Here is a 1,393-nt window from a genome sequence, read left to right on the forward strand (position 1 = left end):
GTAATGCCAGTCAGTTAAGCAAATTTTAGTAAAATGTAGTAAAAATGAGTGTATGTAAATACGCTCATTTTTTTATGTCTTTATCTGAACATTTAGAATCCACTCTTGAACATTCTCTCCCATCACTCAACCATTTTTGTGAACTTATTGATTTAAATTGGATTGAAACAAGCCTGCATCAAACAGGTAAGGCATCAATCAGAAGGAGAAAATTACCTGCTGAGCATGTGGTTTGGCTTGTTATTGGGCTTGCCTTGTTTCGAAATCAACCCATCAGCTATGTTGTAGAGCAATTAAACCTCGTGTTTGGTACAACAGAATATTGTGTTCCTAGTGCAGCAGTCCAAGCACGACAACGTTTAGGACAAGAGCCTTTAAGTACCTTATTCTCTCTGCTCAGCCAAGCATGGTTTGATGAAACACAGCAACAATATTCAAACTTTCAAGGACTTAGCATATGTGCTGTTGATGGGGTGGTTTGGTCTATGCCGCTGACCGAAGAGAACTTTAATCATTTTGGCTCATCTAAAGGTAAAACTGCTGTAGCACCTTACCCACAAGTGAGAGCCACGTGCCTAGTCAATACCAATACCCATGAAATCATAGATGCCCAAATAGGCAGTATGGATCAGGGTGAACTCACATTAGCAAATCAATTATCTCCTCCAGCACAAAGTATTACATTATTTGATCGAGCTTATTTCTCTGCTGATTTTCTAATAGGGTGGCAAACACGTGCAGAATCAAGTCATTGGCTGATGCGAGCAAAAGATAATTTACGTTATGAAATTATTAAACGGAATTCCCCACATGATTTTCATATCAGGATGCCAATATCACCTAGAGCCAAGAAGCTTAACCCAACGTTAGGGGATTATTGGGAGGCACGTTTGATTGAAGTTGAGCAGGCAGGAAAAATCAGACGTTACATTACTTCATTATTAGATTCAAAGACATACCCACTTATAGCCTTGGCAAAGTTATATGCTCAGCGTTGGGAAATTGAAATGTGTTACCGAGAAATTAAAAGCAATTTGCAGAAAGGTAAGCTCTTAAGAAGCAAGCAACCAGACTTAATTTATCAAGAATTATGGGGTGTCTTGATTGCCTATAATGTTCTGAGACGACAAATGAAACATATGGCTCAACGAGCTAAAGTAAGTCCTTTGAGAATCAGTTTTCATATTGCATCTATTGCCCTTCTTAATTTACTCAGATTCGACTCTTTGGCTTCTGCAGGTAATCTCCCCAAACATCTGGAAAGTTTAATGGAGAAATCTAATCGGTATGTTATACCTGAGAGAAGAGTGAGGAGTTATCCAAGGGTTGTAAAAGGAAAACCTCAAAAATACCCAAGAAAAAGCCAGTCAATCTCTTAACTGACTGGCATTAC

At 38.6% G+C, this 1,393-nt stretch carries 1 protein-coding gene; it reads left to right on the forward strand.

The features are described 5' to 3' along the window. Positions 1 to 74 precede the first annotated feature (74 nt). Positions 75 to 1,379 carry an IS4 family transposase gene (locus FTV18_RS15585; protein WP_159124594.1) on the forward strand — a complete coding sequence of 435 codons (1,305 nt, stop codon included), beginning with the start codon at positions 75 to 77 and terminating at the stop codon, positions 1,377 to 1,379. Positions 1,380 to 1,393: the final 14 nt, after the last annotated feature.

The sequence above is a fragment of the Acinetobacter sp. YH12241 genome (assembly GCF_013417535.1).
Taxonomy (GTDB): Bacteria; Pseudomonadota; Gammaproteobacteria; order Pseudomonadales; family Moraxellaceae; genus Acinetobacter.

Bases quoted from the DNA above. Each gene is read 5' to 3' on its own strand.
- FTV18_RS15585 (WP_159124594.1), top strand. From the start codon at position 75: ATGTCTTTATCTGAACATTTAGAATCCACTCTTGAACATTCTCTCCCA.